We start from the raw sequence: 21,066 nt of genomic DNA on the forward strand, positions 1-21,066 counted from the left end.
GGATTATACGTTTCATTATAATAAATTTTTTGAAGTTGATTTTATAATAATTATCGCATAATTTTAAAATTATTATGCGATGTTATCGTAGTCTGAAGAGATTAAGTTGCTTGCCATTGCTTAGCCACTAAGACCTTATTTTGATGCAGCACTTGTGCTTCAAAAGTATCACCTGCTATAACTTCGCCAACACCCGCAGGTGTGCCAGTCATAACAATATCGCCATCTTCAAGTGCAATAAAAGATTGAATTTCATTAAGAATTGCTTGGGGGGAGTGTAACATCATAGCAACTGAACCTGACTGTCGACACTCACCATTGATATATAGTGCCAAGGATAAATCATCATCAATCGAATTTAATGTAATAAAGTCACTGAACAGCGCTGAGCCTGTGAACGCTTTGGCACGCTCCCAAGGTAAGCCTTTTATTTTTAATTGAGATTGTAATGCTCTTTTAGTTAAATCTAAACCTATAGCAACCGCACAAAACTCACCTTGCTGATACATAAAGCAAAGCTCTGCTTCATAATGCAACACTTCTTGATGGTAAGACTGGAGTTGTTCTGAAATCGCGGCATTAGGTTTAATAAATAGCACCATATTATCAGGAACTTCATTCCCAAGTTCACTGATATGTTCGACATAGTTACGTCCAACACAGATTATTTTAGAAGGTGTAATATTGCTATTAGCGACTTTAACCGAATTCATTTGACAGCCCTTTCAAATAAGTTAAAGCACCATTCTAAAGCTTAATATGATCTATTTTCTATACTTTAACTAACTTTAATTCAGGTTTAGCAGCGTGCAACGGTGGAACTTTAACAATGTCCGATACTCTTTGCTTTTGCTTAAAACGGTCAAAGTTAACTGTATCCAAGCCTAATTGTTGACTCATTTTAACAAATGTTTGGTAGTCCTCACGGGTGAAATCGTCATCTTCCCTAGTAAGTAAACCATCGATATAAGCACTATTACCATTTAAAGCGAAATTAGCAACGGCTGAGTAAGGTTTACCAAAATCATCTACACGTATTGCGCGTACTGACTTTACTTCAAAAATCCATTTATCGATTTGAACATAGCGAGACAAAGTATCTGCGGAAGGTTGATCTTTCATGTGGGGGCCTTTAATTGAGTAAAAAAAGTCGACTGTTTGGTTGGGAATAACGCAGACAGTCGAAAAAACGAGCTATTAGCTCATAGCTAAGCAACTATAGCAAAGATTTTTTCATATTTGCTAAATATTGATTAAATTCTTCTTCACTAATTTCTTGATCGCTGTTTGCATCAATTTTAGCGAAGTTTTTCGTTAACATATCATTTTTTGCTACTTCGGCAATGCTTAAGGTATTATTTTTATCCATATCATAGTCTGCCACTAATTTTGAAAAAGATGCTGCTTTATCAGACATTTTAGGGAGTGATTTGCTAACATCGTTTCCAGCAAATACTATGCTTGATACTAGTGATGCCGCAACTACCGTAATTGAAAGTGTTTTTAAACTAAAACTGTTCATACCTGAATCCTTTTTTTTTTCTTAATTAAGAGGACATAATTTACTATGTCAAACATGGAAAATACTACTTACTGATGTAGTACTGCACATGTCATGCCAAAACATAACCTTATGATTAATAATGAATTAATTTTAATAAATCAAATATAGTGTCACCATCTAGCAACAACTTATCGCTATGATTTAAAAAAAACCAATTATAAAACTTAAAATAAAAGTAAAATCAAATAAAAAACAACAACTTATAAAATAAAAAGCACTGTTAAATTTTTGTCTCCATTTTGAGACATCATTGTTTTTTTCATGTTTTTAGCTAACACTACGGTGGTATATATTTAGCTAAGAGGCCGTAATAAGCATTGTGGGGAATTTAACAAAATTAATTAGTCGAGCACATAAAAGGAGTTTGACGCTGAAAAGCTTATCAATAAAGTCGTTAACCCTGTTAGGTTTTGGCTTAGTCGCTTTGCCATTGGTAATCGCATTAATTTTTGGGGCATCACAAGTTAATACCCTAGCGAATAAAAGTGCAGAAGCTATTACTGATATTACGAAAATATTGGATCAGCAACAATTACTCAAAAGTAGCCAAATTAAGTTGGAACGAAGTGCTGCACAATTTTTAGTTTTACGCGACCCTGCTTTAGCCGAAAATTATATTGAGCAAAGTAAACAGATTTTACATTTGGCTGAGCAACTAATGCTTGCAAGCCAAGACAACAAATTTCAAGACCTGCTAACGAACTACGCCCTAACTATCACTGAGCTGATAGAGTCGACAATACCAGAAGCTGAAACAAAGCCCCCCACTGACAGTACAATACTCAAGCCATTACAGATTCAATTTAATGCTTTGAACACTATTTATGAAAACATTACCCAGCGCAGTAACGTCCTTAACACAACATACATTAATAACATAAAGCAAGCAGCACAGGCCGTTCGCGATATTATGATACAAAGCTTAGTTATTATTCCAGTGAGTATACTTTTAGCCGCGATATTTATTTACTTAATCACGAGTCCATTGAAAATATTAACTCGAAATATTTTTCAATTACAGCAAGGAAACTTCGATCATGAGATTAATGTGCATGGCTCTCCAGAAATTCAAGAAATAGCACAGGCTTTAGAAAATATGCGGACACGACTTCAAGCGCTAGAGTTGCAAAAATCAAGCTTTATCCGTCATATATCACATGAATTAAAAACACCTTTAGCTGCTATTAGAGAAGGCACTGAATTGCTATACGACAATAGTGTGGGTGAGTTAAATGCAGAACAACAAGAAATTGCTCATATCATTAAAGACAGTGTATTTCGTTTGCAAAAACACATTGAAGATCTACTCGACTTCAATATTGTACTCGACTCTACAAGCTTACAAGACTCAGAATTAATACAAATAAATGACGTGGTTTTGCAAGTTATTTCAGATAGAAAATTAGACATAAAACGTAAAAAATTGACTTTTAACAAAAACTTAAATGATATTGCTTTAATTAGTAACCGCAAACAAATAGCCGTTATTATTGATAATATATTATCCAACGCCATAAAGTACTCTCCCGATGAAGGCGAAATAAATATTTCTTCCTCTCTGTCCAACGAGCAATTACAACTCCAAATTAGCGATCAAGGGATAGGGATAGCTCAAGAAAATCAAAACAAAATTTTTGATGCTTTTTACCAAGGTCCCCCACCTGAAATGAGTATTATAAAAGGCAGCGGCTTAGGCCTAACCATTGTTAAAGAACTTTTATTACGTCTTAACGGCAGCATTGAAGTGTTAAATGTTCCAAACGATTGTCAAGGCACAAGAATACAAATAACATTGCCACGCGCTTTTTATCAAGAGGAACAAGTCTAATGGCCCATAGTCAGCAACGCTTTTTTGTAATTTCACTATTGTGTATGACTATAGTGTTGTCATCAGGGTGCCAACTTACCTCAAATAACGTTAATTCTCGCTTAACTTATGGTGAGTATTACCTAGCGTTGCAGCAGCTGAGCCCACAACAACTTTTAGAAGAAGTGATAAAGCAGCAAACGCAGGTAGAGCAAATATCTAATGAATCGCCTAATTACAACGCACAAATAAAATTGCTCTTACTTTACAGCTCACCCAAGTCACCTATTTATAATAGTTTTCACGCAAAAATGTTATTAAATAAGTTAAAAAATGAAGAAAACGATGCTGCATTCGCATCTATTACGCCTAGCGAGCAAGCCCTTATTTCGTTATTACATGATCAGTTAAATCAGCGATTGTTAATGAGAAATAGATTGATAGCGGAGCAAAAATTACAACAAGAAAACTTCCAAAAAACTGGCACTATGCAGCAACAAAATGCCATAAAAATACAACAGAATTTAATCGAGCAGGTTAAATTATTAGAACAAACAATTAAGCAGCTAAAAGATATTGAACAAGCTATTGATAAGCGCGATCAGTAATTAGAAGTTAAAGCGAAACCATTTGTTTAATGCCGCGCTAACTAGCTAAATTTATACATTATAAATACCGAGAATACTTCATGACCCAAATTAATCAGGCTATCACTGAAGTTGATAGTAAAATTTTAATCGTTGATGACGACCCTAGCTTATTGCGATTACTGGGTATTCGTTTATCCGCGGCAGGCTATCAAGTTGAATCAGCAAAAAATGCCAAAATAGCTTTAGGAAGACTAGAAAGTTTTCACCCGCAATTAGTAATCAGCGATCTAAAGATGGAAGGCATGGACGGTATGGCCTTGTTTGAACAAATTAGAGCTAAACATCCCCATATTCCGGTAATTATTATGACCGCCCACGGCACAATACCTGATGCGATCAATGCCACAAAACAAGGCGTATTTAGCTTTCTCACTAAGCCATTTGAAAGTAAAGAGTTACTCGATATAGTGCAGCAGGCTATTCGACTGCAACCAGCAGAGCTGAACTATAATCAAGTAGATAGCCAATGGCGTGATAAAATTATTAGTCGCAGCACAATAATGGAGTCACTTTTACAACAAAGTAAACAAGTCGCAAAAAGCGACTTTAGCTTACTTATCCATAGCCAAAGCGGCACAGGTAAGGAGCTGTTAGCTAAAGCTATACATTTAGCTAGTCCAAGGCACACACAAACATTTACCGCGATAAACTGTGCTGCAATTCCTGAACAATTATTAGAGTCAGAACTGTTTGGTCATACTAAAGGGGCCTTTACTGGTGCTGAAAAAAATCATATTGGTTTATTTCAAGCGACTGATGGCGGAACGCTTTTTCTAGATGAAATTGGTGATATGCCCATGAATTTTCAGGTCAAACTTTTACGAGCATTACAAGAGCGAGAAGTTCGCCCTGTAGGTAGTACACAATCGATAAAAGTTGATGTAAGAGTTATTTCAGCAACTCATAAAAACTTACAACAAGCCATAATAGATAAAACTTTTCGTGAAGATTTATATTATCGGCTCAACGTCGTTGAATTAGAATTACCCCCGTTAAGTGAACGAAGAGAAGACATCCCATTACTTGCCCAGTATTTTTTAAGCCGGTCTGTTGAACAATCTCATATTAATATTACCGGCTTTTCACAAGAAGCGATGGAGATATTGATCAGTGCTACTTGGCCTGGAAATATTCGCCAATTACAAAACGTTGTTGAACAAACAGTCGCTTTATCTAATGAGCCACTGATTAGCGAAATGTTAGTAAAAAATGCCCTACGCGATAAAGCTACTATTTTACCTTCTTTTGTACAAGCTAGAGATAAATTTGAACGTGACTACCTCGCCAAACTTTTAAAAATAACCGCTGGAAATGTTTCTCAAGCGGCTAAAATAGCACAAAGAAATCGTACAGAATTTTATAAACTACTTAACCGCCATCATTTGTCTGCAGAGGCATTCAGAGATGAGTAAAGTCATTGCCGCCAAAGTTTTTATGGCGGTTATTTCATCATAATTACCGTTTAAATGACCTAATCAATAGCTAATAACTCAACATCAAATATTAACAAGGCACCTGCGGGTATTTTACCTGTTGCACTATTTCCGTAGCCGAGAGCTGCGGGGATAAATAAACGGGTTTTCTCTCCAGTGACCATCAACTGTAAGCCTTCAGTCCAGCCTTTAATTACCTGATTTAAACCAAAACTGATCGGCTGATTCCTTTCAACAGAGCTGTCGAAAACTGTGCCATCAAGTAAAGTCCCATGATAATGAACTTTCACTTTTGAGCTAGCCACAGGATGTGTTTCGCCATCTCCTGCTGATAATACTTGATACTGCAATCCAGAATCAGTTTCAATAACACCTTCAAGCTGTTTATTTTTTTGTAAAAACTGCTCGGCTTGAAGTGCATTTACTTTTGCCGCCTCTTGGTTCGCATTACTGCGAATAAAATAGCTTACAATTAAACCTAACACTATGATTAGCAAGATGTACTTAGTCATTTTATTCCTTATTCCTTATTTATTATTTATTATTTATTATTTATTATTTTAAAGTTTACAAATCAAATACTGTGCTATCTCTATCAATACCTGCAACTTCCAACGTTGTCAGTTCTCTACTTTCTCCTGCCGCTAGGTTGTTATCAAGTGCTAAATTTCCGATAGCGCATCGATGTAGCGCCATTACAGGATTGCGAAAACGACCAAACATGCGTTTAATTTGATGATAACGCCCTTCAATAAGCTCAACTTGTGCTTGATAGTCAGAAATTATGGTTAACTTTGCTGGCTTCGTGGTTATATCTTCAAAAGCAAAGTACATCCCCTTGGCAAACGCCTGCACGTACTCTTCATCAAGTTTATTTTTTAACGTCACCATATAACGCTTGGTTACTTTCTTCTCAGGTAAGGTTAAACGTTCAGACCAACGGCTATCGTTCGTCATTAATACTAAACCTGAAGTATTTAAATCAAGACGACCAACAATATGCAGTTCGCTTTTGTAAGAGCAGCTAAGTAAATCAATCACTGTTTTATGCTGAGTATCACGGGTGGCACTTACCACACCTATTGGCTTATTAAGCATAATATAATAGGGAGGGTTATCTTGGATTACCTGACCATCAAATATTATGTGGCTAAAGGTATCGATTATTTCATCAGCGTCATGAGCAATTTCGCCGTTAATCAACACCCTATTTTGTGCCAAAATCAATCGCACACTTTTGCGACTGACTTGGCAATGTTGAGCTAAATATCGATCTAGCCTCGCCTTATTTAATGCCACAATTAGTAACGACTAAACAGCAACGCGCTAAACCAAATCTTTAATAAGGTGAATATCACGTTGTGGGAATGGTATTTTAATATTGGCATTATCCAACGTGGTATAAATTTCTTTATAGGCCTTATATTTCGAACTATATAAGTTTTCAGTTGGCGTCCATAAACGCACCGCTATATTAATTGAACTATCAGCAAAGGCATCAATACCAATCAAAGGCTTACGGGCTTTACTGACGATATCTAGCTTACCAAGTGCATCTTCAAGCATTGCCACAACTTCTAACGGATTTTCACTATAATCTATGCCAACACTCAATTCTAAAAGCGAATCATGTTTGGAGTTATGTAAAACCTCACCGACAATATGCTTATTGGGAATAGTAATTTCTACATCATCTTCATCAGTCAAAATGGTATAGGCTAAAAGTACCTCTTTAACTAAACCTCGAACGCCTTGCACGGCAATAGTATCACCAACAACAAAAGGTCGGATAATGATAATATTAAAACCCGCGGCATAATTAGATAACAGCCCTTGCAGTGCTAAACCCGCACCAAGTGAAATAGCACCAATAGCGGCAATAAAAGGGGTAACACTAATACCTAATTTACCTAAGGCTATGATACCAATCATCACCACAATCAGCATTTTACTCGCGTTCGCTAAAAAGCGACTTAAGGTAACATCAAGTTTATGTCGTTCACATAACCTGAGTACTATGTTGGCTATTTTACCCGCAAAAAGAAAACCAATAATCAGAATGATTATCGCACCAATAAGTTGAAAACTATAATTGGTAAAAAATTCGACAATAATATTGTAAATCCGGCCGACTTGGTCAATTTCATTTTTAAGTAAGCTTGCGGGATCTAAGGTTTTTATAACCTGATCAGTGGTGCTTTCGGGACTAGATTCAGCCATAAATTCATTCCATTTAATGTTCATTACTCAGTGTGCCTATAGTACGACAATTTTCCGCTTAATTTACAATATTATTAGTAATTACTAGATAAAGTTCATAATTATTAAGCTATGTTCGTTTTCGCTGATTAAGAATAAACCAAAAGCACAAAACCTGTTATTGAGCAGCTTAAAACATGCCAGATATACTTATTTTCAATAACTTAGGTAACCACTAATGATAATAAAAATAAAATAACGGTTGCTTATCAATAAATCATCAGGCTAGAATCTAGCCACGTTTAAGCATATTAAAAAACTTAAACGTTTGACTTGTCGGAGTGCCAAAGGGCTGAGATCGCGAAAGCGGGATCCGTAGAACCTGATTAGATTAACATCTGCGAAGGGAACAAGTAGTAGCATTTAACGCGAATATATTTTGCGTTAAGTGCTATTCCTCGTTACTACCCCATAAAGCTCCGCCTAACTTTTATTTTATAAAAACAGGTGAGAGAACATGAGTTCAATTTCAAGACGCGAGCGTCGAAACCAAGCAACACAATTTTTAAAAAACGTTGCCGATCAATCTTTTCCAAATTCCAACAAAGTTTACGTTGCGGGTGAAATTCACGATATCCGTGTGGGCATGCGTGAAATTTCGTTATCTGACACCTTAATTAATGGTAATCAAGACAATCCTAGCTATGAGAAAAACCAACCATTATGTGTCTACGATACCTCAGGGTTTTATACCGATGATACCGTCAATATAGATGTGCATAGAGGAATACCTCGCTTACGTGATAGCTGGATTGAGTCACGCAACGATGTTGAATTCTTATCAGGAAAAACGTCGACATATAGCCAACAGCGCTTAGCGGATGAAGGTCTGGACCATATTCGCTTTGAACATTTGCCCAAAGTGCGTAAAGCAAAAAATGGTAAAAACGTTACGCAAATGCATTACGCACGCCAAGGTATTATTACGCCAGAAATGGAATATATTGCCATTCGTGAGAATATGAAAAGACAAGAAGTTAAAGACGAAATGTTGCTGCAACAACACCAAGGTCAGTCATTTGGTGCCAGTATTCCAGAAACAATTACGCCAGAGTTTGTTCGCGAAGAAGTCGCTAGAGGTCGTGCGATTATTCCCGTCAATATTAATCACCCAGAAGTGGAACCCATGATAATCGGCCGAAACTTCTTGATTAAAGTCAACGCTAATATCGGTAACTCTGCCGTAACCTCTTCTATCGAAGAAGAAGTAGAAAAACTCGTTTGGTCAACAAAATGGGGAGCAGACACTGTGATGGATCTTTCGACTGGTCGTTATATTCATGAAACCCGAGAGTGGATCATTCGCAACTCGCCGGTTCCCATTGGCACCGTGCCTATTTATCAAGCATTAGAAAAAGTTAATGGTATTGCTGAAGACCTAACCTGGGAAATATTTCGAGATACTTTAATTGAACAAGCAGAGCAAGGTGTTGACTACTTTACTATTCATGCGGGCGTATTATTAAGATATGTCCCTATGACCGCTAAACGCTTGACTGGCATTGTCTCTCGCGGTGGTTCAATCATGGCAAAATGGTGCTTAGCACATCATCAAGAAAACTTTCTTTACACCCATTTTGAAGATATTTGTGAAATATTAAAAGCCTACGATGTTTCATTTTCTCTAGGAGATGGCTTACGTCCGGGTTCTATTGCCGATGCCAATGATGAAGCACAATTTTCTGAATTACGTACTTTAGGTGAGTTAACAAAAATAGCATGGAAGCATGACGTTCAAACCATTATTGAAGGTCCAGGTCACGTGCCACTGCATATGATTGAAAAAAATATGGCTGAACAACTCAAGCATTGTGGTGAAGCGCCTTTTTATACTTTAGGGCCACTGACGACAGATATTGCACCTGGCTATGATCACATTACATCAGGTATTGGCGCCGCGAATATAGGTTGGTATGGTTGCGCCATGCTTTGTTATGTAACGCCAAAAGAGCATTTAGGTTTACCAAACAAAGAAGATGTAAAAGAGGGCTTGATGACTTATAAAATCGCGGCTCATGCTGGTGATTTAGCCAAAGGTCATCCGGGCGCACAGATCCGTGACAATGCCATGTCAAAAGCTCGTTTTGAGTTTCGTTGGTATGATCAATTTAATATTGGTTTAGATCCTGAAAAAGCACGTGCTTATCACGATGAAACATTGCCACAAGAGTCAGGTAAAGTCGCGCATTTTTGTTCGATGTGTGGCCCTAAGTTTTGCTCGATGAAAATATCGCAAGAAGTGCGAGACTATGCGGCAGGCCTAAACAATGCTGCAAACACTGAACAGAGCATTGAAATCAAACTACTTGATGAAACTATCAGCATTTCAGCACAAGGCATGGCAGAAAAATCTGTCGAGTTTAAAGCCAGCGGCAGCGAGCTTTATCATCCCGTTACAAAATCGTTTAGCCAATAGCGCAATTTAGCTTAACTATGCCAACCATCGCTATTATAGGCGCCGGCCTAATGGGCCGCTTGGTAGCCTTGTCGTTAAATCGACAAGGCTACCAAGTAACGCTATTCGATAAAGACAAAAAAAACGCTCAGCAAAGTGCGGCTTATGCCGCCGCCGGTTTATTAACACCGCTTGGCGAAGCTATGCATAGCCCTGCCAACATTGTTGAAATGGGTTTTGCTGCTTTACCGCTATGGCCAAAATTGCTTAGCACATTGTCTGGTTATAATTTTTTTCAGCAAACAGGCTCACTCGTTGTTAGTCATGAACAAGACATAGCTGACTACCAAAGATTAACGCGATTTCTTGCGAATAATTATCCAAACCATACACAACAAAAGCTTAATAGAACCGAGCTTTCGGCACTAGAGCCAGAACTTGCCCATAAATTCTCACAAGCATTATATTTACCAGAGGAAGGCCAAATTGGTAATCGAAAATTACTGCTCGCTTTATGTCAGCAATTAATCGATGAAGGCGTTAAATGGCACAGCGAGTCTGAAGTTATTGCCATAAAAACAGACAGTTTTAGTGCTGGCTGTGATATTCGCTTTCAAACTTGTGGTAATAGCAGCCAATGTCAGCTGTTCGACCTTGCCATTGACTGTCGGGGAGTTGGCGCAAAAAAATCGACTAAACGCAATAATCAACTCAGTGCTGAACTTAAAGATTTACGAGCTGTTCGTGGTGAAATTTTTCAACTTTTCAGCACTGAAGTTAATCTTTCACGACCGATTAGACTCATGCATCCGCGCTATCAAATTTATATAGCACCCAAGGGTAAAGGCCATTTTGTCGTTGGAGCGACAGAAATTGAAAGTGATGACACCGCGCCCATGACAGTGCGCTCAGCCATGGAGTTACTTAGTGCAGCTTATAGTGTTCATCCGGGTTTTGCTGAAGCTAATATTCGTCAACATATTAGCCAACTACGTCCGGCTTTTAGCGACAATCAACCAAAAATCATGTCGCATAATGCCCTAATACAAGTCAATGGCTTATACCGTCATGGCTTCTTAATTGCCCCAGTAGTGCTTGCTCAAGTAGTAGAGCATGTCGACAATATAATGCTAAAGCAGAAAAAGTCTGTTGATAATTATCAATATGCTCATTGGTTACCGGTTTGCCAATCTATGAGCAATGTTTCTTGTTAAAGCACAACTGCAATCGCATTAACATTTCTGCGAATAGAGGAGATAACAATGAAAATATATATTAATGGTAACGCTTTTGAGCTGCCTAACAGTTCAGAGCAAAATAGTATCGAAGCGGTATTAACAAAAACATTACCTAAAAAACAGCAACAGCAAAGCTTTGCGCTAGCGCTTAATGGGGACTTTGTTGGTCGAGATGAATACCAAAATACCTTTGTGAGCGATAACGACAGTATTGATGTACTTTTCCCAATTGTAGGAGGTTAAGGCATGTCACTTAACATTTATGGTCAACCGCTAAATAGTCGTTTATTAATTGGCTCTGCGCTTTACCCATCACCTGAAGTGATGAAACAAGCCATTGTAGCCAGCGGTTCACAAGTGGTGACTTTATCTCTAAAACGTCAAAACCCACTAGCCAAGTCAGGTGATAAAATTTGGCGTTACATTCAAGAAACCGTTCAACAGAACCAAGGCTTTTTGCTACCAAATACAGCAGGCTGTAAAAGTGCTAAAGAAGCGATAACCTTAGCTAAAATGAGCCGAGAGTTATTTCAAACCCAGTGGATAAAGCTTGAAGTCATTGGCGATGATTACAATTTACAACCTGATCCAGTAGAGTTGCTGATCGCTACCGAAGAGCTCCTTGCGGATGGCTTCAAGGTTTTACCTTATTGCACCGATGACTTAGTCATTTGCCAACGTTTATATGCACTAGGTTGCCAAGTAATCATGCCGTGGGCCTCACCAATTGGCACAGGTAAAGGCTTAATGAACCCATATAACTTGGCCACTATTCGCCAACGATTACCGGAAGCGACATTGATACTCGATGCTGGCATTGGTAAACCCTCAGATGCCTGTATTGCTATGGAAATGGGCTATGACGGCGTGCTACTTAATAGCGCCATTGCCCTTGCCGATAATCCGATACTGATGGCAAAAGCTTTCGCAAGAGCAGTTTCAGCAGGAGAATCTGCATATATCGCCGGAACCATGCCTGAGCGCCAGACCGCTCACCCGAGCACGCCAACGCTAGATACGCCTTTTTGGCATCAACCGGAACATATGTAATGACCATAAACTCTTCGTTTCTCGCCAGCAAGTTAACAAAAAAGCCAATAATTTGGAGCATTTCAGGTGCCGACTGCTCAGGAGGTGCGGGAATTGCTGCTGATATTAAAACCGGTCATAGTCTCAAGGTTGAGGTCTGCCATTTAATTACCGCCAATACCGTACAAAACTCCAAACGAGTAAGCTCGATTAATCCCATTGATGTGAAAATTTTAGCCGAGCAAGCACAAGCTCTACGTATTGATAAGCCGCCAGCTGTAATAAAAATAGGCTTAATTGCTAACGGCAAGCAAATCAATTGGCTTGTCGCATTACTATTGTCACTTAAAGCGCAATTGCCTGACTTACTTGTGGTTTATGATCCTGTTGGTCAAGCGAGTGTCGGTGATAGCTTAACAACATTATCGGCCACCAACTTAGTATCACTACTCCCACTAATTGATGTCATCACACCAAACGTTTTTGAAGCGAAGCAATTAAATGCCATTCACGAAAAAGTATCCAATTACAATGCACTTAACATGGCGGAAAACATTTTACTTTTAGGTTGTAGCGCGGTGATCATTAAAGGCGGACATGCGACCGCTGAAATATCGAGTATCGCTAAAACATATTGCACTGATATATGCTTACAAAACTTAAGCTCTACACCGAGTGAAACTATAACTAAAACCCAGTTATTCACTTTGCAATCACCTAAACTTGATACAAATTATAGTCATGGCGGTGGTTGCAGCTTTGCCAGTGCACTAGCGAGCTTTCTAGCGCATGGTTATTTATTGCGTGATGCCTTCACACTGACTAAAGCGTTTATTAATCAAGGCTTATCATTAAGGACTGAAATAAGTAACGCCAACATCAATAATAAAAGTGAAATAAATCGCTATTACGGTGCATTTGAGCAAGGTATGTGGCCTTTAAAACCAGCTGACTTCCCAGTCATTGTCAGCCCACTTTATCGGCGGTTTCAGTCATCACCTTGTTTCAAGTCACTCAATTTAGCCGATGTAGAAAAGCTTGGCCTTTACCCTGTAATAGATTCTCTGACTTGGCTCGAGCGATTATTACCTTTGAATCTAAATATTATTCAACTGCGTATTAAAAATAACGATCTAGATGTAGTAGAACCACTGATAGCTAAAGCAGTGGCAATGGCCCGTGATTATAATTGTCGGCTATTTATTAATGATCATTGGCAACTTGCTATTAAATACGGGGCATATGGCGTTCATATCGGCCAAGAAGATCTGAACTGTGCAGATTTAAGCGCTATTGCTAAAGCGGGTTTACGTTTGGGTATCAGTACTCATGGCTGTTATGAGTTTTTATTAGCAAAGCAACTACAGCCTTCTTATCTTGCTATTGGTGCTATTTTCCCAACAAAAACCAAAAATATGACAGGCCAAATTCAAGGATTAACGAACTTAACGCAAATTTTGGCACTAGCAGATACTATTCCTGTAGTCGCCATTGGTGGAATTAGCCAACAACGACTAGAACAGGTATGGAGCACAGGAGTGAATGCGATCGCAGTTGTTACCGCTATCACCGAAGCTAAGCACCCCATTATCGCAGCTCAAGCTATGCAAGCGCAGTTAATTTAAATTACATTAAGTTAAGTTAAGTTAAGTTAAACGCGGAACAATAATAATTACCGGGTCATTGAAATAATTTCAGGATGGTTAATAAACTCATCAAGTTCATCTTGGGCATTAGGAAATTGACCTCGGTATTTTTGCAGAGTGGCAATGGCATTATTCATCGCTAATTTACTCTGTAGATCAATTTCTGCTTTTTCATCTTTCACCAACGAGTGACTTTGAGATAATGTATTACGAATAGCGTCCATATCTATTTTAGACCCAGGACAAGATTTACTGGTTCTATAACGCGATGAAATAATATTATTTTTCGCTAATTCATTTAACTCTCGATGACCAATAACTTTATCCAACGGTATTGAAAACTCTGTCATCAACTGTTCTATTAAGCCATAAAGGCTTTTATATTGAGCAAGTGTAAAATCAAATTTATCACCGTGACCAATACAGCAGATACCTAAAGAACGGCTATTTAATCCTAAAGCATGCGCACCCGCTTTATTGGTTAATCGACCTATTTCAATTTCACCGTCGGTTTTGAGGTCATGCTGGTCATTTAAAATCACAAAATGATAGCCAATACCTGACCAATTTCGTGCTTTATGCCATTGGTCAATCATATCTCGGTCACAATTTTTGCCAGTAAAAGCAGCTGTATGGAGCACAATATATTCTGGAAACATCGGAGTTATCCTTATTAAAGATGTTACTTGCAGTTATGCTAGAGCAATTATAAAAATGAGGAGAGGTACAGCCAATGAAGAGTGATGCTTTTAAAGCAGTTAATGAGCTAATTTCCACCTAACTCGCTATAGCACCATTTGTTTATGACTTCATAGAGAGTAAATAACTTATTAGGTAGCAATCAATAACGTGCCTGATGCTGATAAAGCAAACCCAAAGTCGCCACATTTAGTTTTAATTATCACAACAAAGTTTAGCTGCTTTTGAAGACAAAACAATGTTAGTTAAATGGCTTACTCAAGTGCTTATAAATTTTTAGTGAAATTTAGCAGCGTGTTAAAAGAAAAGGATCCCCATTTTAAATTTAGTATTGTATTTTCAGAGCTAAAAACTCTACTATTTAAAATGAGCCTTCGAAAGTGGATAAAAATGACAATAAAATCAACTAACAAACCATTTATAATTTTTGCTGCTTTATATGCTTTTTTACTTGGCACCTTCATTTTAGCTGGCTTTTTTATTAACAGCAGCAAGTTAATACCACCACCCCATTTTTTTTCGATGCTAAATAACGGTACTGTATTTGATTTTTTATTAATTGGCTTTAGCCTATTTTCAGCAGTGTTAGTATGCTTTTTCGCTGTAGTACTTTATTTGCAAAAAAATACCCAAGAAAAATCATCTATAAATACAGAACTGCTAGCCTTAGACGGTTGTGCTGACATTATATGGCACTGGAATATAACCGCTAATACCTTAGGTTTTTCTGGTAGTTTGCTTGACCAACTTGGTATTGAGTTTGATATAAAGCATCATACTTTTGATGAGTGGATTAAACAGCTGCACCCTGAAGATATAGATAACACCCTCAACACGCTCAATAGTCACATAGTAAATAACACACCTTATAATGTTGAGTTTCGCATGAAAGCGAAAGATGAATCTTGGTATTGGTTTCATTCAAAAGGACAAGCACGATTTAATAACAGCGGCAAAGCAATACAAATGATTGGTGGTATGAATGATATAACCCACAGCAAAGCAATATATTTTGAGCGTGAATACTTAATTAAAGCACTTGAAAAAAATAATAGTGAATTAGACAACTTAATCTATATTGCCTCACATGATTTAAAAGCGCCTCTGCGGGTAATTGAAAACATTTCACATTGGCTAGAAGAAGATTTAGGTGAACGTTTAGATAACAGCAGCAAAGAAAACTTGTTACTTTTGCGTAGCCGAATTTATAGAATGGAAAAACTACTAAAAGATCTTCTAGAATATTCTCGCATAGGCCTTAAACCTGAAAAAAGCTACGATGAAATGATCAGTGGCGATGAACTCATTCAAGATATAACCTTATTAGCTTCTATACCTGATGGTTTTCGCATGATTGTTAACAAGGAGTTTTTACCGCTTAAGGTTAATAAAATGCCATTACAGCTAATTTTATTAAACCTTATAGATAATGCTATCAAACATCATGATAAAGAGAATGGCTTAATCGAAATTGATATAAAAGAAAGTGATCTTCAATATGCCGTTAGTGTTAAAGACGACGGCCCTGGCATTGCTCCAATATACCATCAACGAATATTTGAAATGCTGCAAACACTTAAACCACGTGACCAAGTTGAAGGCAGTGGCATGGGGCTTTCTATTGTCCGGAGGCATATTGAATTACTTGGTGGCACAATAAGAGTTGAATCAGAAGTAGGAAAAGGTAGCACTTTCATATTTAAATGGCCGAAAAAACCAAACTAAGCTTGTCATACCCAATATAAATAGTGCCTAAAAATAAGGCTCGATATAAATTGGTCCTTTCGATTACTGGTTTAAAATATGTTTACTATATGATGAAAGCAATTCACACCCGATAAGGGCACAGTTAAAGCGCATATTAAATCAAAGTTATAATCTTAATAGATAGCTATTAACCACTACTCATTTATTTAAGTTACTCGTGAAATACTTTAGTCACACAGAGGTCCTAATCACCTGTAACCTATTTATAATGCCCCAAATAGCATACTATAACGCTGATTTAATAAATACTGGCTTTATGGTATTACGTTTTACGCGTAACCTTAGTTAGCCAATTGATAATAATAATAAAAAATCAGGAATAATTAAAAAAATATGACTCAATCAACACTGAGAATATTTCATATTGAAGACGACGATGGCGACGCTATACAAGTTAAACGCGATTGCGCTAAAGAGTTTGAAGAGCGAAATTTCACTTTAACGCGTGCCCATACAATAGATGATGCGCTGTTAACCATTAAAACATCTTATTTCGACGTGATCTTGTTAGACTTAAACCTAGGCGATGATCAAGGTTTAGAAAATCTTCGAGAAATTAAAGAACTGAGTCCCGATTCACCTATCGTTGTGTTAAGTGGTCTTGATGATACTAATACGGCATTGGAAGCAATTCGTGGTGGTGCTCAAGAATATATTATTAAATCTAACTACAATAGCCGCCAGCTAGGCTTAGCTATACTGTCTTCCATTGAGCGCAAAGCATTTGAAAGACATTTATATCAATTAGCTAATAAAGATGAATTAACCGGCTTACATAACCGACGTGCATTTAATAATTATTTAAGACCTTGGCTCGTACGTGCCTCTCGTTGGAAGCGAACCGAAACAGTTATGTTTATGGACGTAAACAACTTTAAACAAGTCAATGACACCTTAGGACATGATGTTGGTGATTTGCTGCTTCAACATATTGCAAAAACTCTACGCTCTGGCTTACGTTCATCTGACATGTTAGCCCGTTTTGCAGGTGATGAATTTGTTGTGCACTTAGATGCTAAATCTCAAGAGTCTGCAGAAATCAGTGCCACTATAGCAGAGAAAATAAGTGCTTTATTCGAAAAGCCCGTGTTGATTGGTGGGCATTTAATAAAAACAAGTGTCAGCATAGGTATTGCCTTTTACCCTGATCATGGCGAAGATACTTCTGCACTGATTAAAAGTGCTGATACTGCCATGTATCAAGCTAAAAATGATAATCTCCCCTATGTATTTTATCAGCATAAAGAAGCGCTTAAATTTAGCTCGAATTAATAAACACGCGTTGTAAATTAGGTTCGATAAAGCACTTTAATGACATGCCAACCAAATTTAGTTTTAACTAAGTGGGGTTCTAATATGGCCCCTTTAAATGCTATTTTATCAAACTGAGGTACCATTTGACCTCGTTTAAACTCACCTAAATCACCGCCCTTTTTACCAGACGGACATGTCGAATACTTTTTAGCCAAGGTTTGAAACTTCGCTCCTTTACCTAACTGCTTAATAATATCTTCTGCAATTTCTTTGTGCTTAACCAATATGTGAAGTGCGTGCGCAGTAGCTGCCATGTATAAGCCTTTTTAATATCATTTGATAAACACGCGTATTATAGCGGATCATGAGTTAACTATTTTAATATAATCTTTCAGACATAACAAAGCCCCAACGCTTTCGAATCAGGGCTTTTGAAGCATTTATAAACTAAACGTTAACAACTACATCAAATGATAATAGTAAAGTCTACTCAGTTAAATAAACCTTGGCGCTTTAGGGTGATCATTTCTGCGTGTAATATACAAAATACAATCGCCTTGTCCTTTTTGCTTAAACTTACGTACTGCCCCTATTGGTGTAGTAAAAGTATCACCTTTTGCTATCTAGATGAGAAGTTCATCGAATTTCAGGCACAAAAAAACCGACTTTAAAAGTCGGCTTGTTTGTTATAGCCCTTTAAAAAAAGGAGAAAAGAATGGTACCAGCGGTCGGACTCGAACCGACACGTCTTTCGACAGGGGATTTTGAATCACCTACAGTAAAATGATTTTTCATTAATTAACATTGACATAGAGCAAAGTCACACCATACTATACAATAAACTATACAACTATTGATGATTTTGACCGATATGGATAAGAATAAGGACTACATACCTTTAGCTGATGGATTAGCCATTTATAAACAGAGGCAATCAAAAAATTGGTATATCTATTTGTGGGACAAAGAAAGCAAAGAACCTATCCGAAGATCATTAAGAATTTCAGATAAGATTAAAGCTGAACATGAAGCTCGATTTTTACAAATGGCTCATGAGCGAGACCTTGAAGGCTCTATTCTTTCAAAACCATCTAAATTAGTTAAGTCTGTTGTTAAAAAACTGACTGATGAGCTTGAGTGTGAACGTGATAAATTAAAAATATCTTATAAAAAAAACAAATCAAAAAATAAAAAAAACTTAAGTTCAGATAATAAATATAAAGAGTACAGTCGCACAATTAATATCTATAATTCATTTTCAGAAAAGTTGGCAAACATTAACGTTAAAGAGTTGGATTATGTACACCTTAAACTTTTTTATGATGAATATAATGGCAAAATTTGTAAGACTCAAATTACGTATATGAATCTTGCTGTTAAAACAATATTAGAGTATTGCTTAACACAAAGGTTAATTAAAAGCCTTCCTCAACTCCCAAAGATAAAATCTAAAACAGGTAAAACTAACAAGTATTTTACTCAAACTGATTACAACACAATTGTAAATAAAATACTCAATAAAAGCCCAAAAAACAAAATTGCAAAAGAAAACAATCAATTACTATTACAAGCATTTAAATTTGTAACGGAAACAGGTATTCGTCCAGGAAACGAGTTAATAAAGATCCAATGTTCAGACTTATCTGTCGAAAAAATTCAAAACAGAAAATATTGGATTCTACAGATAAAAGGCGGTAAACGTGCTGAAAAAGATGGGGTTAGAAGAAAGATAGTCATTAGTGAAAAAGCTGTGTCTTACTTAAAATCTATAATATTAAATTTTAATAACGAACTAGCTTCTAGTATGTCTGAGTCATTTTTTCTAAGCCATATCAAACAAAATAAAGATCAATACTTGTTTTCAAGAAAGAACGGACATACGCCAGACTATACAACGTTGTTTGGGAACTTGCGTAATGAAATTATCGATGAACTACTTGAAAAAGAGTTAGTGATGTATAGCTGTCGCCATACTTTTATCACTAACCAGCTAAAACGTGATGCGAATATCAACGTAGTAGCCAAGCATTGTGGTACTAGCACTGATATGATCAATAAACACTATAATCATTTATTATCAATGATGAAACCAAATGAACTTTTAGAAAATATCTACTCTGTAGATGATGAAGTTAAATATGCACCAATTACAGATGATATGATGTTAAAGGTTGGGGTCAATACTCGTGAAGAATATATTAAATATATAAATAAAATGGTTGATGAATACGAAAGTAATGAACCAGAACTTGATGAAGATTGGATGAATAAGCAAAGTGAATTACTTACTTAAGTTCTAACATACTCTAATCGACTGCAACTAAATAACGATTAAAATATGCATAAAAATTAACCACTTGTTGTCAGGTATTTTTACACTTTTAAATATTAACAAAAATATTATCGGACTAAAGATTAAAAACTCTGCGACTGCGTTGACTTGAACCGCATTAATTATAACTGGAATACTATTTGCTTATTAACGACAAACCTATCTGAAACTTTTTAATAAATAAGGGAATATATCAATGAAAAAACTCGTTAATGCTTTTGCTATTGTCGCTTCTTTTGCATTTTCATCTATCGCTAATGCTGGATTAATCAACTCTTTTGATGACAGTTATTTAGATTCTTTAGTTACTGGTGGTAGCACCGTAACTCAGTTATTAAGTAACTCAAATTCAATCGATTACACTTTCAAAGATAATTTTATGGTAATTGATGTGAATTACTCAAACCTTAATTACTTAGTGTATGAGTTTTCTGTGATTCATGAAGATGGATTAGATGGTACATTTTTAAGTAATTTGTATCTTCCTACTGGTTACACCGATGCTTTATTTCTCCCTGTGGAAGAGCTTTTAGAGGTGGTATTTCAGTTTGGTAAAGCCGATGGTTTTAAATTTGCACTTGAAATTGATAGTTCATTAGATTTCTTAGGTGTTGATATTGGAAACCCAAATGTTGGTGATTTTGCTTTCATTTTGTCTGATGATTTCCAAACAAATGAAAATATAGCTTTTGGAAACCCTTTGATCGGTGTGGCAAGAGTTGATGCTACTGTTCCAGAACCGTCAACATTAGCAATTTTTGCTTTAGGCATGTTCGGTTTAGCTAGCAGAAAATTTAATAACAAAAATTAAATTGGATAAAAATTAAAGGGTTTTTAGCCATATAAAAATTTTAATTTTTTTGACTTTAAATCCTTTTTAATTCGTAACGCATTCTGCTGAAATTTATTTCTTACTCTAACGTCTTTTTTTCTCATTATCTTTTGTTTTTTTCTTTCTTTGATTCCATCAAAGCGCGCGCATCTACGTAGTAG

20 protein-coding genes and 1 riboswitch are annotated in these 21,066 nt (G+C 36.7%); of the genes, 12 read left to right on the top strand and 8 right to left on the bottom strand.

What is annotated here, in order from left to right; genetic code table 11:
- Positions 1 to 101: 101 nt before the first annotated feature.
- The 3 genes from H4J50_RS14600 to H4J50_RS14610 all read right to left on the bottom strand — a co-directional run bounded on the left by H4J50_RS14600 (position 102) and on the right by H4J50_RS14610 (position 1,522).
- Complete coding sequence (locus tag H4J50_RS14600) at positions 102 to 713, bottom strand: fumarylacetoacetate hydrolase family protein (RefSeq protein WP_182257161.1); 612 nt, start codon at positions 711 to 713, stop codon at positions 102 to 104.
- Between the two features lie 58 nt (positions 714 to 771).
- Positions 772 to 1,122, bottom strand: a complete 351-nt coding sequence (locus H4J50_RS14605) for a hypothetical protein (protein ID WP_182257162.1) — start codon at positions 1,120 to 1,122, stop codon at positions 772 to 774.
- 94 nt (positions 1,123 to 1,216) lie between these two features.
- On the bottom strand, positions 1,217 to 1,522 hold the full coding sequence (locus H4J50_RS14610; RefSeq protein WP_182257163.1) for a hypothetical protein: 306 nt from the start codon (positions 1,520 to 1,522) through the stop codon (positions 1,217 to 1,219).
- Positions 1,523 to 1,928: 406 nt separating this feature from the next.
- Here H4J50_RS14610 and H4J50_RS14615 point away from each other — a divergent pair, with 406 nt between their 5' ends.
- The 3 genes from H4J50_RS14615 (at position 1,929) to H4J50_RS14625 (ending at position 5,433) form a co-directional block, all read left to right on the top strand.
- Positions 1,929 to 3,392, top strand: coding sequence for a HAMP domain-containing sensor histidine kinase (locus H4J50_RS14615; RefSeq protein ID WP_182257164.1), 1,464 nt, complete (start codon positions 1,929 to 1,931; stop codon positions 3,390 to 3,392).
- Positions 3,392 to 3,979, top strand: a complete 588-nt coding sequence (locus H4J50_RS14620) for a hypothetical protein (protein ID WP_182257165.1) — start codon at positions 3,392 to 3,394, stop codon at positions 3,977 to 3,979. The genes H4J50_RS14615 and H4J50_RS14620 overlap by 1 nt, the downstream gene beginning before the upstream one ends.
- 80 nt (positions 3,980 to 4,059) lie before the next feature.
- Entirely contained in the window at positions 4,060 to 5,433 is a 1,374-nt protein-coding gene (locus H4J50_RS14625) for a sigma 54-interacting transcriptional regulator (protein ID WP_220466252.1), read from the top strand.
- Positions 5,434 to 5,492: 59 nt separating this feature from the next.
- Here H4J50_RS14625 and H4J50_RS14630 read toward each other — a convergent pair whose 3' ends face one another.
- The 3 genes from H4J50_RS14630 to H4J50_RS14640 are packed head-to-tail and all read right to left on the bottom strand — an operon-like array spanning position 5,493 to position 7,698.
- Entirely contained in the window at positions 5,493 to 5,966 is a 474-nt protein-coding gene (locus H4J50_RS14630; protein ID WP_108457203.1) for an FKBP-type peptidyl-prolyl cis-trans isomerase, read from the bottom strand.
- A 55-nt stretch (positions 5,967 to 6,021) separates the two neighbouring features.
- A complete protein-coding gene (locus H4J50_RS14635; protein WP_182257166.1) occupies positions 6,022 to 6,753 on the bottom strand; it encodes a pseudouridine synthase in 732 nt (243 codons plus the stop codon).
- Positions 6,754 to 6,780: 27 nt separating this feature from the next.
- Positions 6,781 to 7,698: a mechanosensitive ion channel family protein gene (locus H4J50_RS14640; RefSeq protein WP_259366261.1), complete on the bottom strand. Its 918-nt coding sequence runs from the start codon at positions 7,696 to 7,698 to the stop codon at positions 6,781 to 6,783.
- A 282-nt stretch (positions 7,699 to 7,980) separates the two neighbouring features.
- Positions 7,981 to 8,079, top strand: a riboswitch (TPP riboswitch).
- 91 nt (positions 8,080 to 8,170) lie between these two features.
- On the opposite strand from H4J50_RS14640, the gene thiC reads away from it, so the two are divergent.
- The 5 genes from thiC to thiE are packed head-to-tail and all read left to right on the top strand — an operon-like array spanning position 8,171 to position 14,000.
- On the top strand, positions 8,171 to 10,129 hold the full coding sequence (gene thiC, locus H4J50_RS14645) for a phosphomethylpyrimidine synthase ThiC (protein WP_182257167.1): 1,959 nt from the start codon (positions 8,171 to 8,173) through the stop codon (positions 10,127 to 10,129).
- Between the two features lie 17 nt (positions 10,130 to 10,146).
- Positions 10,147 to 11,322: a glycine oxidase ThiO gene (thiO, locus tag H4J50_RS14650; protein WP_182257168.1), complete on the top strand. Its 1,176-nt coding sequence runs from the start codon at positions 10,147 to 10,149 to the stop codon at positions 11,320 to 11,322.
- A gap of 48 nt (positions 11,323 to 11,370) precedes the next feature.
- Positions 11,371 to 11,589 carry a sulfur carrier protein ThiS gene (thiS, locus tag H4J50_RS14655; protein ID WP_182257169.1) on the top strand — a complete coding sequence of 73 codons (219 nt, stop codon included), beginning with the start codon at positions 11,371 to 11,373 and terminating at the stop codon, positions 11,587 to 11,589.
- A 3-nt stretch (positions 11,590 to 11,592) separates the two neighbouring features.
- Positions 11,593 to 12,396, top strand: coding sequence for a thiazole synthase (locus H4J50_RS14660; RefSeq protein WP_182257170.1), 804 nt, complete (start codon positions 11,593 to 11,595; stop codon positions 12,394 to 12,396).
- Positions 12,396 to 14,000 (top strand): thiamine phosphate synthase, encoded by a 1,605-nt coding sequence (gene thiE / locus H4J50_RS14665; RefSeq protein ID WP_182257171.1) that lies wholly within the window; start codon positions 12,396 to 12,398, stop codon positions 13,998 to 14,000. The genes H4J50_RS14660 and thiE overlap by 1 nt, the downstream gene beginning before the upstream one ends.
- A gap of 47 nt (positions 14,001 to 14,047) precedes the next feature.
- Here thiE and H4J50_RS14670 read toward each other — a convergent pair whose 3' ends face one another.
- Positions 14,048 to 14,680 carry an N-acetylmuramoyl-L-alanine amidase gene (locus tag H4J50_RS14670; RefSeq protein WP_182257172.1) on the bottom strand — a complete coding sequence of 211 codons (633 nt, stop codon included), beginning with the start codon at positions 14,678 to 14,680 and terminating at the stop codon, positions 14,048 to 14,050.
- Between the two features lie 430 nt (positions 14,681 to 15,110).
- Here H4J50_RS14670 and H4J50_RS14675 point away from each other — a divergent pair, with 430 nt between their 5' ends.
- Positions 15,111 to 16,445: a PAS domain-containing sensor histidine kinase gene (locus H4J50_RS14675; RefSeq protein ID WP_182257173.1), complete on the top strand. Its 1,335-nt coding sequence runs from the start codon at positions 15,111 to 15,113 to the stop codon at positions 16,443 to 16,445.
- Between the two features lie 375 nt (positions 16,446 to 16,820).
- Positions 16,821 to 17,759, top strand: coding sequence for a diguanylate cyclase domain-containing protein (locus H4J50_RS14680; protein WP_108457212.1), 939 nt, complete (start codon positions 16,821 to 16,823; stop codon positions 17,757 to 17,759).
- A 17-nt stretch (positions 17,760 to 17,776) separates the two neighbouring features.
- Here H4J50_RS14680 and H4J50_RS14685 read toward each other — a convergent pair whose 3' ends face one another.
- Positions 17,777 to 18,055, bottom strand: a complete 279-nt coding sequence (locus H4J50_RS14685) for a peptidylprolyl isomerase (RefSeq protein ID WP_108457213.1) — start codon at positions 18,053 to 18,055, stop codon at positions 17,777 to 17,779.
- A gap of 557 nt (positions 18,056 to 18,612) precedes the next feature.
- On the opposite strand from H4J50_RS14685, the gene H4J50_RS14690 reads away from it, so the two are divergent.
- Entirely contained in the window at positions 18,613 to 20,034 is a 1,422-nt protein-coding gene (locus tag H4J50_RS14690) for a site-specific integrase (RefSeq protein ID WP_182257174.1), read from the top strand.
- A gap of 235 nt (positions 20,035 to 20,269) precedes the next feature.
- On the top strand, positions 20,270 to 20,884 hold the full coding sequence (locus tag H4J50_RS14695; protein ID WP_182257175.1) for a PEP-CTERM sorting domain-containing protein: 615 nt from the start codon (positions 20,270 to 20,272) through the stop codon (positions 20,882 to 20,884).
- Positions 20,885 to 21,066 lie beyond the last annotated feature (182 nt).

The sequence above is a fragment of the Colwellia sp. 6M3 genome, from assembly GCF_014077595.1.
In the GTDB taxonomy this organism is placed as follows: Bacteria; Pseudomonadota; Gammaproteobacteria; order Enterobacterales; family Alteromonadaceae; genus Cognaticolwellia.

Coding starts and splice junctions, on each gene's coding strand:
- H4J50_RS14675 (WP_182257173.1), top strand. CDS start 15,111: ATGACAATAAAATCAACTAACAAACCATTTATAATTTTTGCTGCTTTA.
- H4J50_RS14680 (WP_108457212.1), top strand. CDS start 16,821: ATGACTCAATCAACACTGAGAATATTTCATATTGAAGACGACGATGGC.
- thiC (WP_182257167.1), top strand. CDS start 8,171: ATGAGTTCAATTTCAAGACGCGAGCGTCGAAACCAAGCAACACAATTT.
- thiS (WP_182257169.1), top strand. CDS start 11,371: ATGAAAATATATATTAATGGTAACGCTTTTGAGCTGCCTAACAGTTCA.
- H4J50_RS14610 (WP_182257163.1), bottom strand. CDS start 1,522: ATGAACAGTTTTAGTTTAAAAACACTTTCAATTACGGTAGTTGCGGCA.
- H4J50_RS14630 (WP_108457203.1), bottom strand. CDS start 5,966: ATGACTAAGTACATCTTGCTAATCATAGTGTTAGGTTTAATTGTAAGC.
- H4J50_RS14670 (WP_182257172.1), bottom strand. CDS start 14,680: ATGTTTCCAGAATATATTGTGCTCCATACAGCTGCTTTTACTGGCAAA.
- H4J50_RS14690 (WP_182257174.1), top strand. CDS start 18,613: ATGGATAAGAATAAGGACTACATACCTTTAGCTGATGGATTAGCCATT.
- H4J50_RS14605 (WP_182257162.1), bottom strand. CDS start 1,122: ATGAAAGATCAACCTTCCGCAGATACTTTGTCTCGCTATGTTCAAATC.
- thiE (WP_182257171.1), top strand. CDS start 12,396: ATGACCATAAACTCTTCGTTTCTCGCCAGCAAGTTAACAAAAAAGCCA.
- H4J50_RS14660 (WP_182257170.1), top strand. CDS start 11,593: ATGTCACTTAACATTTATGGTCAACCGCTAAATAGTCGTTTATTAATT.
- H4J50_RS14640 (WP_259366261.1), bottom strand. CDS start 7,698: ATGAACATTAAATGGAATGAATTTATGGCTGAATCTAGTCCCGAAAGC.
- H4J50_RS14695 (WP_182257175.1), top strand. CDS start 20,270: ATGAAAAAACTCGTTAATGCTTTTGCTATTGTCGCTTCTTTTGCATTT.
- thiO (WP_182257168.1), top strand. CDS start 10,147: ATGCCAACCATCGCTATTATAGGCGCCGGCCTAATGGGCCGCTTGGTA.
- H4J50_RS14600 (WP_182257161.1), bottom strand. CDS start 713: ATGAATTCGGTTAAAGTCGCTAATAGCAATATTACACCTTCTAAAATA.
- H4J50_RS14620 (WP_182257165.1), top strand. CDS start 3,392: ATGGCCCATAGTCAGCAACGCTTTTTTGTAATTTCACTATTGTGTATG.
- H4J50_RS14685 (WP_108457213.1), bottom strand. CDS start 18,055: ATGGCAGCTACTGCGCACGCACTTCACATATTGGTTAAGCACAAAGAA.
- H4J50_RS14625 (WP_220466252.1), top strand. CDS start 4,060: ATGACCCAAATTAATCAGGCTATCACTGAAGTTGATAGTAAAATTTTA.